Origin of the sequence: Aeromonas sp. QDB68, from assembly GCF_027707405.1 — a bacterium.
Taxonomy (GTDB): domain Bacteria; phylum Pseudomonadota; class Gammaproteobacteria; order Enterobacterales; family Aeromonadaceae; genus Aeromonas; species Aeromonas caviae.
Genome location: NZ_JAPCIQ010000015.1, coordinates 56,664 through 72,255, shown reverse-complemented (window position 1 = coordinate 72,255; position 15,592 = coordinate 56,664). Strand labels below are relative to the sequence as shown.

Genomic DNA, 15,592 nt, shown 5'->3' with positions numbered 1-15,592 from the left:
CTGCAAAGTAAACTGGATGGCTTTCTTGCCGCCAAGGATCTGATGGCGCAGGGGATCAAGATCTGATCAAGAGACAGGCTTTAAGCCGGTCTGATGCAGCAAAGGCGCCCAGGGGCGCCTTTTTCATTGGGTCACACCATGCTGGCGCCGCCAGGAAAGCCCCCGCACATGTCCCGCCACAAAACGCAACCCAGCAAAAAGGGAGGCTTGCGCCTCCCTTTTCGGAACTCGGATATCGGAGCGACAATCAGTTGCTCTTCATCCAGATGTCCATTTCAGTTTTCAGGTTGTCGGACTTGGTGCCGAAGATGGCTTGTACACCGGAACCAGCCACCACCACACCGGCGGCACCCAGCTTCTTCAGACCAGCCTGGTCAACCTTGGCCACATCCTTCACACCCACACGCAGGCGTGTGATGCAGGCGTCCAGAGAGGCGATGTTCTCTTTGCCACCGAAGGCGGAGACCAGTGCAGCAGACATCTCGTCCTTGCTTTGACCGGCAGAGGACTCTTGGGCAGCTTCGTCTTCACGACCCGGGGTTTTCAGGTTCATGGCACGGATGACCACGGTGAAGACCACGTAGTAGATGACCGCGTAGACCAGACCCAGACCCACCAGCAGCAGCATGTTGTCGGCACGCGGAGATTGCACCACGAAGTCGATGAAGCCGTTGGAGAAGGTGTGACCGTGAACGACACCCAGCATGTTGGTCAGGACATAGGCCAGACCTGCCAGCAGAGCGTGGATGGCGTACAGTACCGGGGCCACGAACAGGAAGGAGAATTCGATAGGCTCGGTGATACCGGTCAGGAAGGAGGTCAGGGCAGCAGAAGCCATGATACCTACGATCTTGGCGCGGTTTTCCGGCTTGGCGGAGTGCGCAATGGCAAACGCGGCAGCAGGCAGACCAAACATCTTGAACAGGTAGCCACCCGCCAGTTGACCGAAGCCGTTACCGGCAGCACGGGAAGCGTCATCAGCAGTCAGGAAGCAGGTCATGATGCCGTGTACGGTTTCACCGGCGGCGTTGACGCAGGTACCAGCCTGATAGAAGAACGGCACGTTCCAGATGTGGTGCAGACCGAACGGGATCAGGGAGCGCTCAACCACGCCGTAGATGCCGAAGGCCAGGACCGGGTTCTGGTTGGCAGCCCAGTCGGAGAAGGCACCGATGGCACCACCAATCGGCGGCCAGATGAAGGAGAGCACGACACCCAGACCGATGGAAACAAAACCAGTGATGATGGGCACGGCGCGCTTGCCAGCGAAGAAGCCGAGGTACTCTGGCAGCTGGATCTTGTAGAAGCGGTTGAACGCCCAGGCAGCCACGCCACCGGCGAGGATACCACCCAGCACACCGGTATCGATCTTCTCGACACCCATCACAGGCGCCATCACGGTCAGGGTGGCGGTCATGATGCCGTAGCCGACGATGGCGGACAGGCCGGACACACCGTCGTTATTGGTGAAGCCAAGGGCGACGCCCACGGCGAACAGCAGAGCCATCTGGCCGAATACGGAACCACCGGCCTGCTCCATCAGTTGGGAGACGATTTCCGGCAACCAGCTGAAGTGGGCAGCACCCACCCCCAGCAGAATACCTGCAACGGGCAAGACCGATACTGGCAGCATCAGCGCCTTACCGACCTTTTGCAGATTAGAGAAAACATTTTTTAACATGTGTGCGCTCCTGAATGGAATGTCTTACCGTAGACGCTTCAGTCCAATTTATAGACGATCATCAACATCATCTCTCATCGGCATGAATTCGACGCGGGTTTGTTTATTTTGACCAGCTGAATATAACCCAGCAGATCGCAAATATCTTCCATCAGGGGTAAGCGAATAAAAAATTTGGAGGGGAGATCACAAGATAATTTCGGCGGGAATTTTCGGCTAATTACGGATATATTTCGGCATCTTCATGCTAAACCATAAATATGAAAAGTGCTGTTTCGCATTGTATTTTAGCCAATCAAACCAATACCCAACGAAACACACTGTAACTTAATGTAACCATTTGCTGTTTTTTCTATTTTAGTCTACCGATTAAAAAGGCCTCCAACAAGGGAGGCCTCAAATAAATATTATATTTTAAAGACCGGGCAATATTCAGCCCTTTTGGGAACGCTTCACCGCATCAATAAAGATCGATTTCGCCTTGGTCGAACCGGCCCGCTCCGCCTCGCTGACCAGTTGCATCGCCTTGTCGATATCACCGGCTTTCACCGCTTTCTCGATCTGGGATTGATAGAAGGCCTCGGTTTCGCTCAGCATGGGGGCACTGCTCTTGACTGCGCCGGCGGTCGCCAGGGGCACGACAAGCTTGTTTGGTGCCGTGTTGACTACCGGGGTGTTGGCATCAATCACATCCTGATAGACGGGCTTGTAATAGTTGCTCTCGGTTTTGACGCCACTCAAGTCCTCCACAGAGAGGCTGACCACGCCCCAGGGGGAGTGCGGAATGACGGGGTCTTTTTCACCATAATCAACCACCCCCAGAGACTTGGTCATCAGCTTGGAAGGGCTCAGAATGGTGGTTGTTTTGTCCAGACCACTCTGGTCTGTGTAGATCACCATGTAACTTTCGTTATTGGGGTTACCGACATAGGAGCGATCCACGGTAAACACGGCTTCCATGCGATCCCCCTGCAGCATGCGTGCAGGCTCGTACTTGAACACGTCGCTGCCCAACTTGCGGGTCACATTGAATTTGGAATCAAGCATCAAGACGGTCGGGTTGAACAGCGATTTGTCGATCAAGCCATCAACCGTGATGCGCAGGTCACCGGAGTTGACCGGCAACCGGAAGGCGGCGAAGTGGCTTTTCCCTTCGCTGAAAGCGTAAACGGGGGAGCTGCCATCAATGGGGATAAGCTTGGTTGCGCCCGGTTGTATGTCCTGAAACGGCAGACTGGAGACATCGCGACAGCAGCTGCCAACCGTAGCCAATTGGCTCATCGCAACGTCGCGATTTCCCATGATGGACTTGAACTCCTGAGTCGGCGCTACCGTCGTTTCCAACGTGGCGCACCCACCCAGCACAACAGAACAGAATACAGTCAAGGCTAATCTGGAATATCTCATCGCGTGACCCTAAGAAACGTGTTGTAAAAAAAGAGCCCCCGTCATGCGGGGGCACTTGCAGTCATGACGTCAACAGATTACCACCAAGCTTCAGCTTGAACACCGAAGTTCCAGGAATCGTCCTGTTTCACGCCATTGGCATCCGGGCGGAACTGGCCGTCAGAATCCAGGTAGGAAGCGTAGACACGGATTTCCGGACGGGCCCAGAAGCTGGAGCCAGCGGACCAGGCCTGAGCCAGGGTGTATTTCTTGCCGATGGTGCTGGTTTCGGTGCCATTGTTCGGCTTGTAGCTGTCATGGTGATAGCCAAGCTCGGCGATGGTCTTCATGGTGTCATTCCACTTGTACATCGGGCGAACGACAACGGAGAAGGTGTCTTTGTCAACGCTGTCATTCTCGAGGTCACTGGCAGTACCGTAAACCAGCTGGTGACCAAACTCGACCTTGTCGCCAACCGGCAGCACGCCCCAGTTGATGAAGCGCCAGCCATCGCCCTTGGCGGCAGATTGGCTCAGGCCGCTGCCAGAACCGCTACCGTAGTCAACAGCCTGAGAGGCATAACCGTCGGCGAAATACTGAACCACGGTCTTGTTGAAGCCACCCAGCATAGATTGGGTCAACTCGGCGGTCAGCATGTGGCCGTTTTTCTCGTAATCTTTGCTGCCCAGAGCCGCTTTCTGCTCATCGGTCAGGTTACCGCGGGCGTAGTCATATCCCAGCTCCAGGGAGCCGTCTTTCCACAGCGGGATACCGGCATAACGCAGGTCCAGTACGTCCGTATCAACACGCTTGTCGACACCAACACCACCTACAAACTGATCGTAATCATCCCACGGGTCGTTACGCAGCCATGCAAAAGAGAGCTTGCCCGGACCAGCCTGGATATTTTCTACACCAGCACCGGCACCAGACACATCCCAGTAGTAGAAGTCGGAGATGTGGATGTCGTGACGTTGATAGTAACGCTTACCGGCCCACAGAGTGGCTTCCGGCGCGAAGCCCAGCACGCCTTTGGCCTGGACGTTGAATTGGCGCAGGGCAAAGTCGGCATCACTACCGCTAGTGCTTTCCCAGTCGCGACCTTGCTGACCAGAAACCATTGCAAACATGGAGTCTACGTAGAAAGACTTGCCGTCCTTGTTGTAAGCCTCTTGACCTAGCTGGACTTCGCCGTAGGTCTCGGCTTCATTGCCCAGACGACCGACTTTCGCCTTGGAATAGGTTTGCAGGCTGCCGTTATCGGAAGTACCGACACCGGAACGCATGTAGCCGTGGAAATCAACGGCGAAGGCGGCTTGGGAAGCCAGGGCTGCGGTTACTGCTGCAGCGATCGGGAGCCACTTTGCTTTCATTTTCATTTTCATTTTCCTTATTCCCGCTGAGAGGAGTGTGATCCTGATATTCAAGTTCTTATCACCGGAAAAACGTTTTGGTGATAACCGAGGTCGATTATAGGTACCCAAATTCCCTGCAAACATGAGCTGATTCACAAAACGATGACAAATCGCACGCCACCGACAGCCACAACCACAAAATGTCAATGAATTTTCATTTTTTGGCACCAACCACCCAAGATAAGCACAAAAAGAAAAACAATAACCAAAGAAAGCGCTTTCAAATATTAATTTGCAACGAGAGTTAAGTGATAAATCCGTGTCGCAGTAGCAAAAACATGACTGAAATCGCTTTCAATGCGGAACTTTTAATTTTTCAATTTGTCGTGGGTGATGATGAATATGGCCAACCGGTTATCATCATTGGCGAGAAAAATAACCGGACGAAAGTGAGGATATATTTGGGGGCTGAGGCGTGACGCCCCAAAAATAAAACACCCCCGTCAGCACACTCACGGAGGTGAATTTATTCTCGGGGAGAAGGGTCTGGCTACAGTCTACTTTCCCAGGTTTTCAACCAGGCCAGCGCTGCCACTTCAGGCTCATCTTCTACCGTCGCATCGATTTCCAGGCGCACAACCAGTGGCTCGGCAGCCAGCTCCTGCAACAGGGCATCCAGCGTTCGCCCCGCTCCGCAGAAGTGTTCATAGCTGCTGTCTCCCATGGCGATGAGGGCATAGCGCCATCCCTTCATATAAGGAGCACGATCGGCCAGGGCACTGGCAAAGGGCTGCAAATTGGGCGGTATATCCCCCTGCCCCGTGGTGGCGGTCACGATGAGCAGAAAGCGGGAGGCATCGATGTCGGTCAGCGCCGCGTCATCGAAGATCTGGCAGACATGGCCATTGGCTTGCAGGTGGTCACAGAGGGTCTCGGCCACCAGCATGGCAGAGCCGTAGACGGTGCCGACCAGGATATCGATCTCGGCCATCAGCGACTCCTCAGGGACAGATATTGGACCCGGCAAGACCGGGATGGGTAGGAAGAGCCCCCCTGAACAGGCGGGGGGCACGCGATTGCGCAGGCGATATCTCGTTGAGCCATAAGTCATTCCTCTGACGTACCTGGGCTACAGCATGCCACAGCCCGGTCAGAGGCAACAGATGGAAAGAGGCTCAGGCGCCGTAGTCTTGCTCGCTGGCAGGCCAGCCCAGACGGGCGAACAGACCCAGCACCTCGGGGCCCAGGGGCGCCTGGATCCGCATCGGCACCTTGAGCACCGGATGCTCGAAGCTCAGACGGTGCGCGATCAGCAGCAGGCGGTCGCACCCGTAGTGCTCGCGAAAGAAGCGGTTGTGCCGGCCATCCCCGTGGGTGGTATCACCGACGATGGGGTGGAACAGGTGATCCAGATGGCGGCGCAGCTGGTGCTTGCGCCCCGTCTTGGGAAAGAGGCGGACCAGGCTGTAGCGACTGGTGGGATGCTTCTTGGAGACGGCGAAGGGCAGCTCGACCTGATGCAGACGACGAAACGCGGTCACCGCCTCCTGGGCGGGGCGATCCGGGTCGCTGAAGGCATCGGCAATCTTGTCCAGCTGCTCCTTGAGCGGATAGTCGATGAGCCCCTCTTCGGGGGCCCATCCCCGCACCAGTGCCAGGTACTCCTTGTGGACCTGACGGGCAGCAAAGGCCTCGGTCAGGGTGCGGGCCACGGCAGGATCGAGAGCAAACAGCAGCACACCCGAAGTGGGCCTGTCCAGTCGGTGCACGGGGTAGACATGACGACCCCCGATCAGATCCCGGGTCATCTGCATGGCGAAACGGGTCTCGGCCTTGTCGAGCCAACTGCGGTGCACCAGGAGACCGGACGGTTTGTTCACCGCCACCAGCCAGTCATCCTGATAGAGCAGAGTCGGCTGCAAGGCATCCGCTGTCCGGGTCTGCTCGTCCATCATTGTTCGACCACTTTGCCGGAGAGCAGCAGATCGAAACGGGCGATCAGACGAAGCAGGGCCTCGACCTCCGCCAGCTCCTCTTTATAGACCTCACTCGCCATGGGATAGAGGGAGACGCTGGTCGGCAGCGGAGCCTGCAGCAGCACCAGCTGCTCCATGCGCGGGATCAGCACGAACTGCAGCCACTGATCGAAACTCAGGGTATCGACACAGAACGGCAGCTCGCTTGCCAGCGCCTCGCTCCCCGGATGGTCGGCTTGCCAGCGTTCCAGACGTTGCAACTCGGCAGTCAGCTCTCCCAGCAGACCGGCAACCAGCAGATATTGATTCATCTCGCTCACTTCCTCATCGCGGGCCCGGTCTGCGACGGGGCCCCACTCAATACGGCCATCAAAAAGGGGCGCTACTATACACCGACCCCGCAATGGCTGCCATGTTGCCGTCACCTTCATACCCTGCATCACCGCCTCTGGCTATCTGGTGCAGCCCCCTTATAATCGCCCCCATTATCTTCAAGCGGGATCTCTTCATGTCTTCCATCAACACCCTGACCGAGTTTCTGACCCAGGCCGATACCCAGTTCCAGCTGTTCGATCTGGGCCGCCAGGTGCGCCCGCTCCCCAGCGACCTCTTCGTGCGCATCGAGCAGCAGCAGGAGCCCTACCCCTGGCCGTTGCAGCAGCACGCCTGGCTCGGCGTGCACTTCTTCCAGCCAACCGAATCCAGGCACTACCTCTGGTTCCTCAAGTTCGCCCTCGATGAGCGCGGCCTGCTCATCTCCAGCGGCCCCAAGCATTTCATGGATCAGGTGGTAGAGACTCTGGGCTACAAGCTCACCGGTGAACTGGACGAAGAGAAGGCCCAGCGTCTGGCGGACAACCCCTACACCTTCCGCCCGGCCGAGGCCAAGATGGCCAGTGTGCACGCCAAGCTGGCCCGCCAGCTGGAACAAGCCCCTTCCGCTTATTACGAGGCCCTCTGCCACTATCTGGCGGCGCCGGGGGAAGAGGGGTGGCAGGCCCTGGGACTGCAAGGGTTTGCAGATCTCGCGGAGCGGCTGCAAGTTGAACGCAACCTGGCACTGGTCTGCAAGGCCTTGCCCATGCTGCCGCAGGCCCCCCTCTACGCCCTGTGCCAGAGCCTGGAGAACGCCCCCCTGCCTCCTGCCCTGCAAGGTGCATTGCTGGAGCGCATCGGCAAGGAGCAGGAGTGCGCCGAGCCTGACCCCGAAACCCTGGCCTATCTGTGCCGGGCACTGGCCTCCTGCCCGGGCAACGGACTGCGCACCAACAAGCTGCTGACCCTGCTGCAAACCCGGCCAAGTCCCTCCCTGCTCCTCGCCATCGCTGGCCGCCTCTGGCCCGATCTGAAACACCCCGAACTGCTCGGCCTGTTTCTGGAGCAGCTCGCCCTGCAACCCACCCAGTTCTTCAACCAGGTATTTGCCGAGCTCGTCACGCTGCCGGCCCTGCGCAATGATATGCTGGCAAAACTGCGTGACCCCGAACGCAGCGAGGCCCTGGGTCTGGCCATCGGTCGCCTGTTCGCTTCCACCTAGGCCCGACACGACGGCCCTGTTGCCTGAGGTGAACAGGGCCCCACACACATCACAGAAGGAACCCGCTGATGGGAGAAATGCTTGGGATCTTGCTGCTCGGCCTCGTTGGCTGGGCCTTCTGGCAACAGCGCCGCCAGGCGGAGCTGGCCTGGCAATACATGCGCCGCTACTGCCAGCACCACGACCTTCAACTGCTGTCGCTGGCGCGGACACACCGTGCCCTGGGGCACAAGCCCCTGCGCCTGCTCACCTACTACCAGTTCGAGTTCTCCAGCGACGGAGAGAGCAATTATCAGGGGCAGCTCTGCATGCAGGGGCTGCATGTCGCCGGTGTCGAGCTGCCACCCCATCGTCTCCCCTCCTAGATTTGAGAGCACGGGGGCTGGCTATACTCTTCCACAGCCCCCCTTCCAAGGAGTACCGACATGGAATTGCTCACCCATGACATGGCCGCCCTGTTTGCCCAGTTGGGACTGGCCAGTGACGACATCAGCCAGCAGCGTTTTATCTGCGACCATCCCATTGATCGCCATACCCAGTTGCCCGACGCGCCGTTCTGGACTCCTTCCCAGGCAGGCTTTCTGCGCGATGCCCTCAGCCACGACGCCGACTGGGCGGAAGCCATCGACCAACTGGATGTGATGCTGCGCCAGGGGACCTGACCCCCCACTCCCGGCGGCCAGCGTTGGGTAGACGCGGAGCCGCCAATCCCCTCCCTCTCGCCACCCACGCCCTTCGCTCCGCTTTCCTGATGGACAGGCTTTGATTAAGCTCTGTGCCACTATCCACCCGCAGCAAGACGGCCGTGCAGGAGCCAAGATGTCAGCCCAAGAGATCATCCAGATAGCCAACGAACTCAGTGCCAGGGGGATCACCCCCTCTACCGCCATGGTCAAGGCCCGCCTCAGCCATCCCGTGCCCATGGCCGAGCTGCTCAAGGTGTTGAGCCAGTGGAAGCAACAACCCCAGCCCGCGTCGACAGAGCCTGCCCCCACCAGTGCCCCCGAGGCGCCCCCCTTGGCCACGGAAAGCGTCACTCTTCAGCAACTGAGCGAACAGCTCGCCCGGCTGGAGCAGAAGGTCGATCGCCTCACCGACCTGCTGCTCAACCAGAAGCCGGATTGACCCATCGCCATGTATATCCTCGAACTCACCTTTGAGTGCTACCGCGATACCTCCCTCGGGGAGGCCGAACGGGCCATCGTCCACTACCTCGACATGTTGCGCTATCAGGGGCAGATCCTGGGGCGGGAGTTTCCCACCAGCATGCACGAAGGCTATTTCGTCAGTCGGGTGGTCTGCCCGGAGCAGGACAGCCTGCACCCTGACAACCAGAGCGAGCTGGTCGCCCTTGCCGAGCAAGGTCTGCACCAGGCGGGCCTGCTCGCTCCCAAACTCCACCTGCAAGGGGCGGATCTGCTCTCGGACAGCACGGACCCGTGCGCAGAGCAGGGGGAGCGTCCCAGCTGGATGCTGCTCTACACCAGCTTCCTGCACAGTTGCTCCCCCCTGCGCTGTGGCGATCACTTCGCCCCCATCCCGCTCTATCGGCTGCCCGCCGTCGCCAACGGTGACCACAAGCAGATCATCAAGTGGCAGGAAGATTGGGAGGCCTGCGATCAGTTGCAGATGAACGGCTCCATTGCCGAGCACGCCGCCCTGCACGAAATCGGCGAGGTGGGCAGCCGCCTTCATCGCCGGGGCAGCGATCTCGCCAGACGGCTGGAGCTCCTGAGCGGCATCCCCACCTATTACTATCTCTACCGGGTAGGCGGCCTGAGCGCTACCGAAGAGCGGGCTCGCCCCTGCCCTGGCTGTGGTGGCCCATGGGCGCTGGCCGCCCCCCTGCACGAGATCTTCGACTTCAGGTGCGAGCCTTGCAGGCTGGTCTCCAACCTCTCCTGGGACTTCAAGGAGTAGGTGCCCACCGCGCACAATGGCGCATTAAAAAGAGAGGGCCTTGCCAGGTGGCAAGGCCCTCTCTTTTGGGGCATCACTGGGGCAAGGTTTCCAGTCGCGCCAGAAAGGCCGGCAACGAGGGAGCCAGCGTCAGGCGCCGTCCGGTGTCCAGCCACTCCAGCCACACCTGGCCGCTCTCGTTATCGAGGGACACCAGCGTCATCTCGTTGCGGGTCGTGGCAATGAAGAGTGAAGGGGATCGCTTCAACTTGCGCAGCATCAGCAGGTGGCCGATGAGGTTCTCCTTGAGCAGATCCAGATCGGCATCGTTCCACGGCAGGATGAGTTCGATGCGCAGCCCCTTGAAAGAGCAGGGCAGAGGGTGGCTGAACCAGTGGCCAAACAGGGCGATGGCGCTGGGATGCAGGGTCAGCTCCAGGGCGTTCGCCATGGCAGTGAAGTCGGCTGCCTGCTCCCGCTGAAACGGACGCCAGGCGACCCGCCCCTCCCTGGGTTCATCCAGCTCGCAAGGAGAGCGCCAGTCGGCCTCCCAGTCGCACAGGGGCAGCCCCCGCCTTCCTTCGCCATCGCGCTGCCAGCGTAAAAAGAACTGCTCCAGGGCAGACAGGACTTGATCCGACATCGATATTCCCCACAATAGCGGCCTCTGATGGCCGCAAGTACCTGATCGAAAAATCGGGCCATTGCACCATCAAACCCTTTATCAGACAAGCGTGAGCAAACCAGCATGAGCAAACAAGAGAGATACGCCGGCGCCAGTGCGCTGCAAGGCCTGAGCCTGGGGCAGCAGTCCGCCTACATCAGCCAGTACACCCCGAGTCTGCTGCAGCCCGTGCCACGCAGCCTGAACCGCGACGATCTTGGCCTGAGAGGTGAACTGCCGTTCCAGGGGTGCGACGTCTGGACCCTGTATGAACTCTCCTGGCTCAATGCCAAAGGCAAGCCCGTGGTTGCCATCGGGGAGGTCTTTGTGCCTGCTACCAGCCCGAATCTCATCGAGTCCAAGTCGTTCAAGCTTTACCTGAACTCCTTCAACCAGACCCGCTGCGACTCCCTGGAGGCAGTGCAAGCGCTGCTGGTTCAGGACCTGAGTGGCTGCGCTGGTGCCCCGGTGAGCGTCACCCTCTTCACCCTCGACCAGGCCCCCCACCAGATAGCCCAGCTGCCCGGTGAGTGCATCGACAGCCTGGATATCGAGGTGGACGGCTACGAGTTTGACGAGACCCTGCTGCAAGGGGCCGCCGGTCGCGAGATCGTGGAGGAGACCCTGCACAGCCACCTGCTCAAGTCCAACTGCCTGGTGACCAGCCAGCCGGACTGGGGATCCGTGGTGATCCACTATCGCGGCCCGCGTCTCGACCGGGAGAAGCTGTTGCGCTACCTCATTTCGTTCCGCCAGCACAACGAGTTCCACGAGCAGTGCATCGAGCGCATCTTTACCGATCTCAAGCACTTCTGCGCCCCGGAAAAACTGACCGTCCATGCCCGTTACACCCGCCGCGGCGGCCTGGACATCAACCCCTTCCGCAGCGACTGGGAGCCGGTTCCGGCGAACCTGCGCCTCATTCGCCAGTAATCACCGGCGCCGCCATCCTGCGGGCTGCGGCCCGCTGCGCATCACCTCAGTAAACTCTGGACGGGCGGGGGTGGGCTTGGATAACATGCCTGCACCTCCGTGCCGTTCTTAATCCAATGAATCAACTGTTTTTTCTGGCAATGATGATGTCCTCCCTGTCGGCTCCTGATCTGGATCTGGCCAAGGAGCAGTTGTCCATCGACCTGCAGCAGGCCCAGACCCTGGTGCTGACCGATCCCGCCAGATGTGCCCAGATTGCCACCTCCTTCCTCGAACGCACGGCCAACAATCCCAAGCAGATCATCAGCAACCGTCAGGAGTACGGCTATCGCGAGCCGATGCTGAACTACGGTACCGCCACCCAGACCACGGGCGCCTATCTGCTCAAGGGGGAGTGTCTGCAGCAGCTAGGGCAGTTCGCCCAGGCACAGGAGTCCTTCGAGCAGGGCATCGCCATGGCCGAGAAAGAGCAGCAGTTCGAGCTGCAGGCCCATGGGCTCTATCTGCTGGTTCGAAGCCGCAACCTGCAACAGCATACCCATGGCGCCGCGGCCCCCCTGCTCGACAAACTCGACAAACTGCTGGCCAATCCCGACCTCAAGGAGAGCCAGTTGCAGGTCTACAGCCGCTTGCTGCGCGTCAACGCCAGCATAGAGGAGCGGCAATTCGATCTCGCCAAACAGCAGCTGGCCGGGACCCGCAAATGGGCGGATCACGCCAAACAGCCTCTGGCCAGGGCCTGGACCAGCGCCGTGGGCGGGGATCTCTATCAGGCTCTGGGTCAGCCCCAGCTTGCACTGGGGGAGTACATCGAAGCACAACAGCAAGCCAAGCCCCTGCAGGATCCCCTCTTCCTCGGCCTGCTCTCGAACCAGATGGTCAGCCTCTATCAGGAAGAGCAGGAGCCACAAAAAGCGCTGCAATACGCCAGCGAGGCGGCCAACTATTTTCATGCCCTCGGCAATTCCTCCATGCTGAGCGACGCCCTGATCGTGCTCGCCCGTCTCAACCGGGATCAGGGCGAGATGAACATGGCGCTGGTCTATTTCTTCAATGCTCTCGACCTGCTGGACGAGAGCAGCAACCGTACCCGCATCGCCCATCTCAAGTTCGAGATAGGCAAGACCTACCTGCAGACCGGCAACCTCAACCTGGCGCGAAACTACCTGAACGCCGCACGCCAGTCCCATGAGCTGGGGGATGACAAGGAGTCGCTCATCGACACCCTGCTGTTGCTGGGAGAGCTGCACCTCAAGCAGCAGGAGGCGGGCATCGCCATCCTGCAGTTGGAGAACGCTCTCACCCTGGCCAACCGGATTGGGGACATCCGGCGCCAATTCGAGATCTTCCGCCTGCTCTCCGTCGCCTATGAGCAGAAGGGTTACCTCCAGCAGGCCCTGGAGAGCTACAAGAATTACCACCAGCGCAGCGAACTGGTTCGCCAGCAACAGCTGGCGCTGGAGCAGGAGGCGGTGCGCGACAACTACGCCCAGGTGGAGCGTGTGCAACAGGTCAAGGAGCTGGAACAGCAACTCGACGTCAGCCAGCACCAGCAGGAGCGATACCTCTGGACCAGCGTCAGCACCGGGCTGCTGTTGGCACTCTTCATCTATCTGTTCTTCACCCTCTGGCTGAAACTGCGGGTCGCGCGCCTTCATGCCAAACAGCTGGGAGAGGCCCTGCTGGTAGAGCCGCGCAGCGGCCTGGCCAACTGGCAGCGACTGATGAGCCGCTGGCCGCGGGAGATGGCAAAGCGCCAGCAAAAATCCGAGCGCTGGTACCTGAGCGAACGCCCCACCAGCGAATTTGACGACAAGCTGCACTACCTGCTGTTCCGGGTTCCCTTCCTGATCAACAGCCTGGAGCAGCACGGCTATCAGGTCAGCCGCGAGATAGAGCAGGCCTTCGGCCGTTACGTCAACGAACTGACCCCGCAGGATGGCCGCATCTACGACCTGCGCGAAGGCCACCTGCTCTATGTGGTGCCCCAGCGCCACGTGGCCCAGTTGCATCAGCTGGCCCAGACCCTGCTCGACACCCTGGCAGCCTTCCCCTGCGAGCACCAGCTGGACAGGCGCATCAGCCTCGGCATCGTCAGCCATCCCTTCCTGCCCAAGGCAGCCATGGCCCTCGATCACCACGGCCTGTTCGATCTCTGCTACCTGGCCCTCTCGGGTGCCATTCAGCTCAGCGAAAAATGCCAGCAGAGCGTCTGGCTTGAGCTGGCCGCCATCGATTGCCAGCAGGCCGCATTTTTTAACGGAGATGTGTGGCAATGCTGCTTGATGGCAATTGACAAGGGACTGGTAAAAGTAAATTCTTCTCATGAAAAGCAATGGGTTAACTGGCTTGCGCTTTCACGGATGAAGGTTGCGGACAATCCTTGACAAAAAGGTACTCAACGGGGTCTTTGATTGGCTTTCTGTTGCTGGACGAAACAAAAACGATAATGACAACAGGGCGACCTGAAGAATGAATGATATGGCTGCCGTAACAGGACAACTGGCAAGACTCAGGGAATCCCTCCAGCAGAAACAGCAGGAGCTTGACGGCATGGCGAGCTTCTCCGATGCCGAACGCACCCGCAGTATCCAGTTCATCGGCAAGTTGATGCAAGCCTGTCGCGGCCACGATCGCGAGCTCGACAACCGGCTCGCCAAGCTCAAGCAGAAACTTGAAGGCAACCCTCCGCTCACCTCCATCGATGCCGATCTGATCGCCATCGAGAAGCTGTTGCAGCAGCACAGCCACACCATGGAAGAGTCCATCAGCCTGACCCGGGCAGCCATCGATCTCGGCAGCAAACAGCTCAAAACCATCAAGGGGTTTCCGGAAGATACCCGCCGCGCCCTCAAGGAGTTTCTCGCCAGCCCGGAGAGTTACGGCATCGGCGATCACCAGAAGAAGGTGATCCGGCTGCTGGAGTTCTACCAGCAGGCGATCAAGATCCAGCTGCTGCCGCGCAAGCCGCTGATCCCCCCTTCGGCGGAGATCCCCACCGAGCTCTCCAGCCCGGCCCCTACCGACTCCTTTGACATCAAGGCACATGCCCAGATTTCAGACGAGTTGCAGCGTCTCATCACCGAGCTCGACTTTGCCGGCGCCGTGGGCGAGAGCCTCGCAGACATCCGCCGCCAGTTGCTCGGGGGCATCACCCCTGCCCTGCTGGCCGAAGTCTGCCTGCAGATCATCGAACTCATCATCGAGGGTACCCGGGAAGAGCGCAAAGCCTCCCAGGCGTTTCTCAGCACCCTGAACGAGAGTCTCTCCTCGGTCCATTACAGCTTTACCGAATCCCTGGATGAAGGGCGGGCGCTGCAAAATGCCGCCCATCTCAGCGGACAGGCGCTGGAGCGGGAACTCGCCGCCATCGATCGCTCCATGGCAGCCCATGACTCGCCACAGATACTCAGGGGCGCCATTTCTGGGCATCTGGACACCATCCGCCGGCTGCAGCAGGAGCGGGAGGAGATGGCCAACCGCGAGCGCCACCTGCTCACCCACCTCTCCAACATGGAAGCCAAGCTCAGGTTGATGAAGGACGAGACCGCCGAGTACAAGAAGCGGCTCAGCATCCAGAAACACAAGCTCTTCCTCGACAGCCTGACCCAGGTACACAACCGGGCGGCCCTGGACGAGCGGCTCGAGCTCGAATACAAACGCTGGTTACGCTATGGCACCCCCCTGTGCCTGGCCATCATCGACATCGACCACTTCAAGCACATCAATGACAATTACGGCCACATGGCCGGCGACAAGGCATTGAAGGTGGTTGCCAAGGCCCTGCAGAACGCCTTGCGCGACACCGACTTCATCGCCCGCTTTGGCGGTGAGGAGTTCGTGGTCCTGCTGCCGAACATCAATCCGGACAAGTACCAGAAGCCGCTGGAGAACCTGCGTCAGACCATCAAGAGCATCCCGTTCCGCTTTCGCGATGCCAGGGTCGAGATCACCATCTCCATCGGTGCCACCCTGTTTCGGACCGGCGACCATACCACGGATGCGTTCGAGCGCGCCGACAAGGCGCTTTACAGTTCCAAGCACTCCGGCCGGGATCAGGTCAATCTCGCCTGAATCCGCTTTGAGGGGCGGCTAAAAAAGCGGCAAACGCACAGTCCCCCTATTCCCCTGCCCACCCCCTTGCCTCTACTATCGAACCCG

16 protein-coding genes are annotated in these 15,592 nt (G+C 59.4%); 9 read left to right on the top strand and 7 right to left on the bottom strand.

The genetic code is table 11. The features are described from left to right. Positions 1 to 247: 247 nt before the first annotated feature. From ptsG to PG892_RS07370, 3 genes are all read right to left on the bottom strand, one after another. Positions 248 to 1,681: a PTS glucose transporter subunit IIBC gene (ptsG, locus tag PG892_RS07380; protein WP_270825287.1), complete on the bottom strand. Its 1,434-nt coding sequence runs from the start codon at positions 1,679 to 1,681 to the stop codon at positions 248 to 250. A 432-nt stretch (positions 1,682 to 2,113) separates the two neighbouring features. Then, the gene (locus PG892_RS07375; protein ID WP_270825286.1) at positions 2,114 to 3,088 is read right to left on the bottom strand and encodes a MalM family protein; all 975 of its coding nucleotides are present in this window, start codon (positions 3,086 to 3,088) and stop codon (positions 2,114 to 2,116) included. A gap of 77 nt (positions 3,089 to 3,165) precedes the next feature. Then, entirely contained in the window at positions 3,166 to 4,440 is a 1,275-nt protein-coding gene (locus PG892_RS07370; protein WP_270825288.1) for a maltoporin, read from the bottom strand. A gap of 320 nt (positions 4,441 to 4,760) precedes the next feature. On the opposite strand from PG892_RS07370, the gene PG892_RS07365 reads away from it, so the two are divergent. Then, complete coding sequence (locus tag PG892_RS07365; protein ID WP_158654935.1) at positions 4,761 to 4,901, top strand: hypothetical protein; 141 nt, start codon at positions 4,761 to 4,763, stop codon at positions 4,899 to 4,901. A 71-nt stretch (positions 4,902 to 4,972) separates the two neighbouring features. Here the strand turns inward: PG892_RS07365 and PG892_RS07360 are convergent, their stop codons facing one another. From PG892_RS07360 to PG892_RS07350, 3 genes are all read right to left on the bottom strand, one after another. Continuing rightward, positions 4,973 to 5,413, bottom strand: coding sequence for a flavodoxin (locus PG892_RS07360; RefSeq protein ID WP_104454585.1), 441 nt, complete (start codon positions 5,411 to 5,413; stop codon positions 4,973 to 4,975). 184 nt (positions 5,414 to 5,597) lie between these two features. Next, positions 5,598 to 6,374 carry a tRNA pseudouridine(65) synthase TruC gene (gene truC, locus PG892_RS07355; protein ID WP_324046314.1) on the bottom strand — a complete coding sequence of 259 codons (777 nt, stop codon included), beginning with the start codon at positions 6,372 to 6,374 and terminating at the stop codon, positions 5,598 to 5,600. Beyond that, positions 6,374 to 6,709: a YqcC family protein gene (locus tag PG892_RS07350; RefSeq protein ID WP_010673392.1), complete on the bottom strand. Its 336-nt coding sequence runs from the start codon at positions 6,707 to 6,709 to the stop codon at positions 6,374 to 6,376. Before PG892_RS07350 ends, truC begins: the two co-directional genes overlap by 1 nt. A 197-nt stretch (positions 6,710 to 6,906) precedes the next feature. Here PG892_RS07350 and PG892_RS07345 point away from each other — a divergent pair, with 197 nt between their 5' ends. The 5 genes from PG892_RS07345 to PG892_RS07325 all read left to right on the top strand — a co-directional run bounded on the left by PG892_RS07345 (position 6,907) and on the right by PG892_RS07325 (position 9,855). After that, the gene (locus tag PG892_RS07345; RefSeq protein ID WP_226043886.1) at positions 6,907 to 7,935 is read left to right on the top strand and encodes a DUF3549 family protein; all 1,029 of its coding nucleotides are present in this window, start codon (positions 6,907 to 6,909) and stop codon (positions 7,933 to 7,935) included. A gap of 68 nt (positions 7,936 to 8,003) precedes the next feature. Further along, the gene (locus PG892_RS07340) at positions 8,004 to 8,300 is read left to right on the top strand and encodes a DUF3301 domain-containing protein (protein ID WP_270825285.1); all 297 of its coding nucleotides are present in this window, start codon (positions 8,004 to 8,006) and stop codon (positions 8,298 to 8,300) included. Positions 8,301 to 8,360: 60 nt separating this feature from the next. Beyond that, positions 8,361 to 8,597, top strand: coding sequence for a DUF2789 domain-containing protein (locus PG892_RS07335; RefSeq protein WP_270825284.1), 237 nt, complete (start codon positions 8,361 to 8,363; stop codon positions 8,595 to 8,597). 157 nt (positions 8,598 to 8,754) lie between these two features. Then, positions 8,755 to 9,060, top strand: coding sequence for a DNA-binding protein (locus tag PG892_RS07330; protein ID WP_270825283.1), 306 nt, complete (start codon positions 8,755 to 8,757; stop codon positions 9,058 to 9,060). Positions 9,061 to 9,069: 9 nt separating this feature from the next. Beyond that, entirely contained in the window at positions 9,070 to 9,855 is a 786-nt protein-coding gene (locus tag PG892_RS07325) for a Zn-ribbon-containing protein (protein ID WP_041214683.1), read from the top strand. 73 nt (positions 9,856 to 9,928) lie between these two features. Here PG892_RS07325 and syd read toward each other — a convergent pair whose 3' ends face one another. Beyond that, the gene (gene syd, locus PG892_RS07320) at positions 9,929 to 10,477 is read right to left on the bottom strand and encodes a SecY-interacting protein (RefSeq protein WP_198497532.1); all 549 of its coding nucleotides are present in this window, start codon (positions 10,475 to 10,477) and stop codon (positions 9,929 to 9,931) included. 105 nt (positions 10,478 to 10,582) lie between these two features. Between syd and queF the strand changes: the two genes are divergently transcribed. The 3 genes from queF (at position 10,583) to PG892_RS07305 (ending at position 15,505) form a co-directional block, all read left to right on the top strand. Continuing rightward, positions 10,583 to 11,431, top strand: coding sequence for an NADPH-dependent 7-cyano-7-deazaguanine reductase QueF (queF, locus tag PG892_RS07315; protein WP_198497533.1), 849 nt, complete (start codon positions 10,583 to 10,585; stop codon positions 11,429 to 11,431). 116 nt (positions 11,432 to 11,547) lie between these two features. Beyond that, positions 11,548 to 13,818, top strand: a complete 2,271-nt coding sequence (locus PG892_RS07310) for a hypothetical protein (protein WP_198497534.1) — start codon at positions 11,548 to 11,550, stop codon at positions 13,816 to 13,818. Positions 13,819 to 13,903: 85 nt separating this feature from the next. Then, positions 13,904 to 15,505, top strand: a complete 1,602-nt coding sequence (locus tag PG892_RS07305) for a GGDEF domain-containing protein (protein WP_270825282.1) — start codon at positions 13,904 to 13,906, stop codon at positions 15,503 to 15,505. The last annotated feature ends 87 nt before the right edge of the window (positions 15,506 to 15,592 follow it).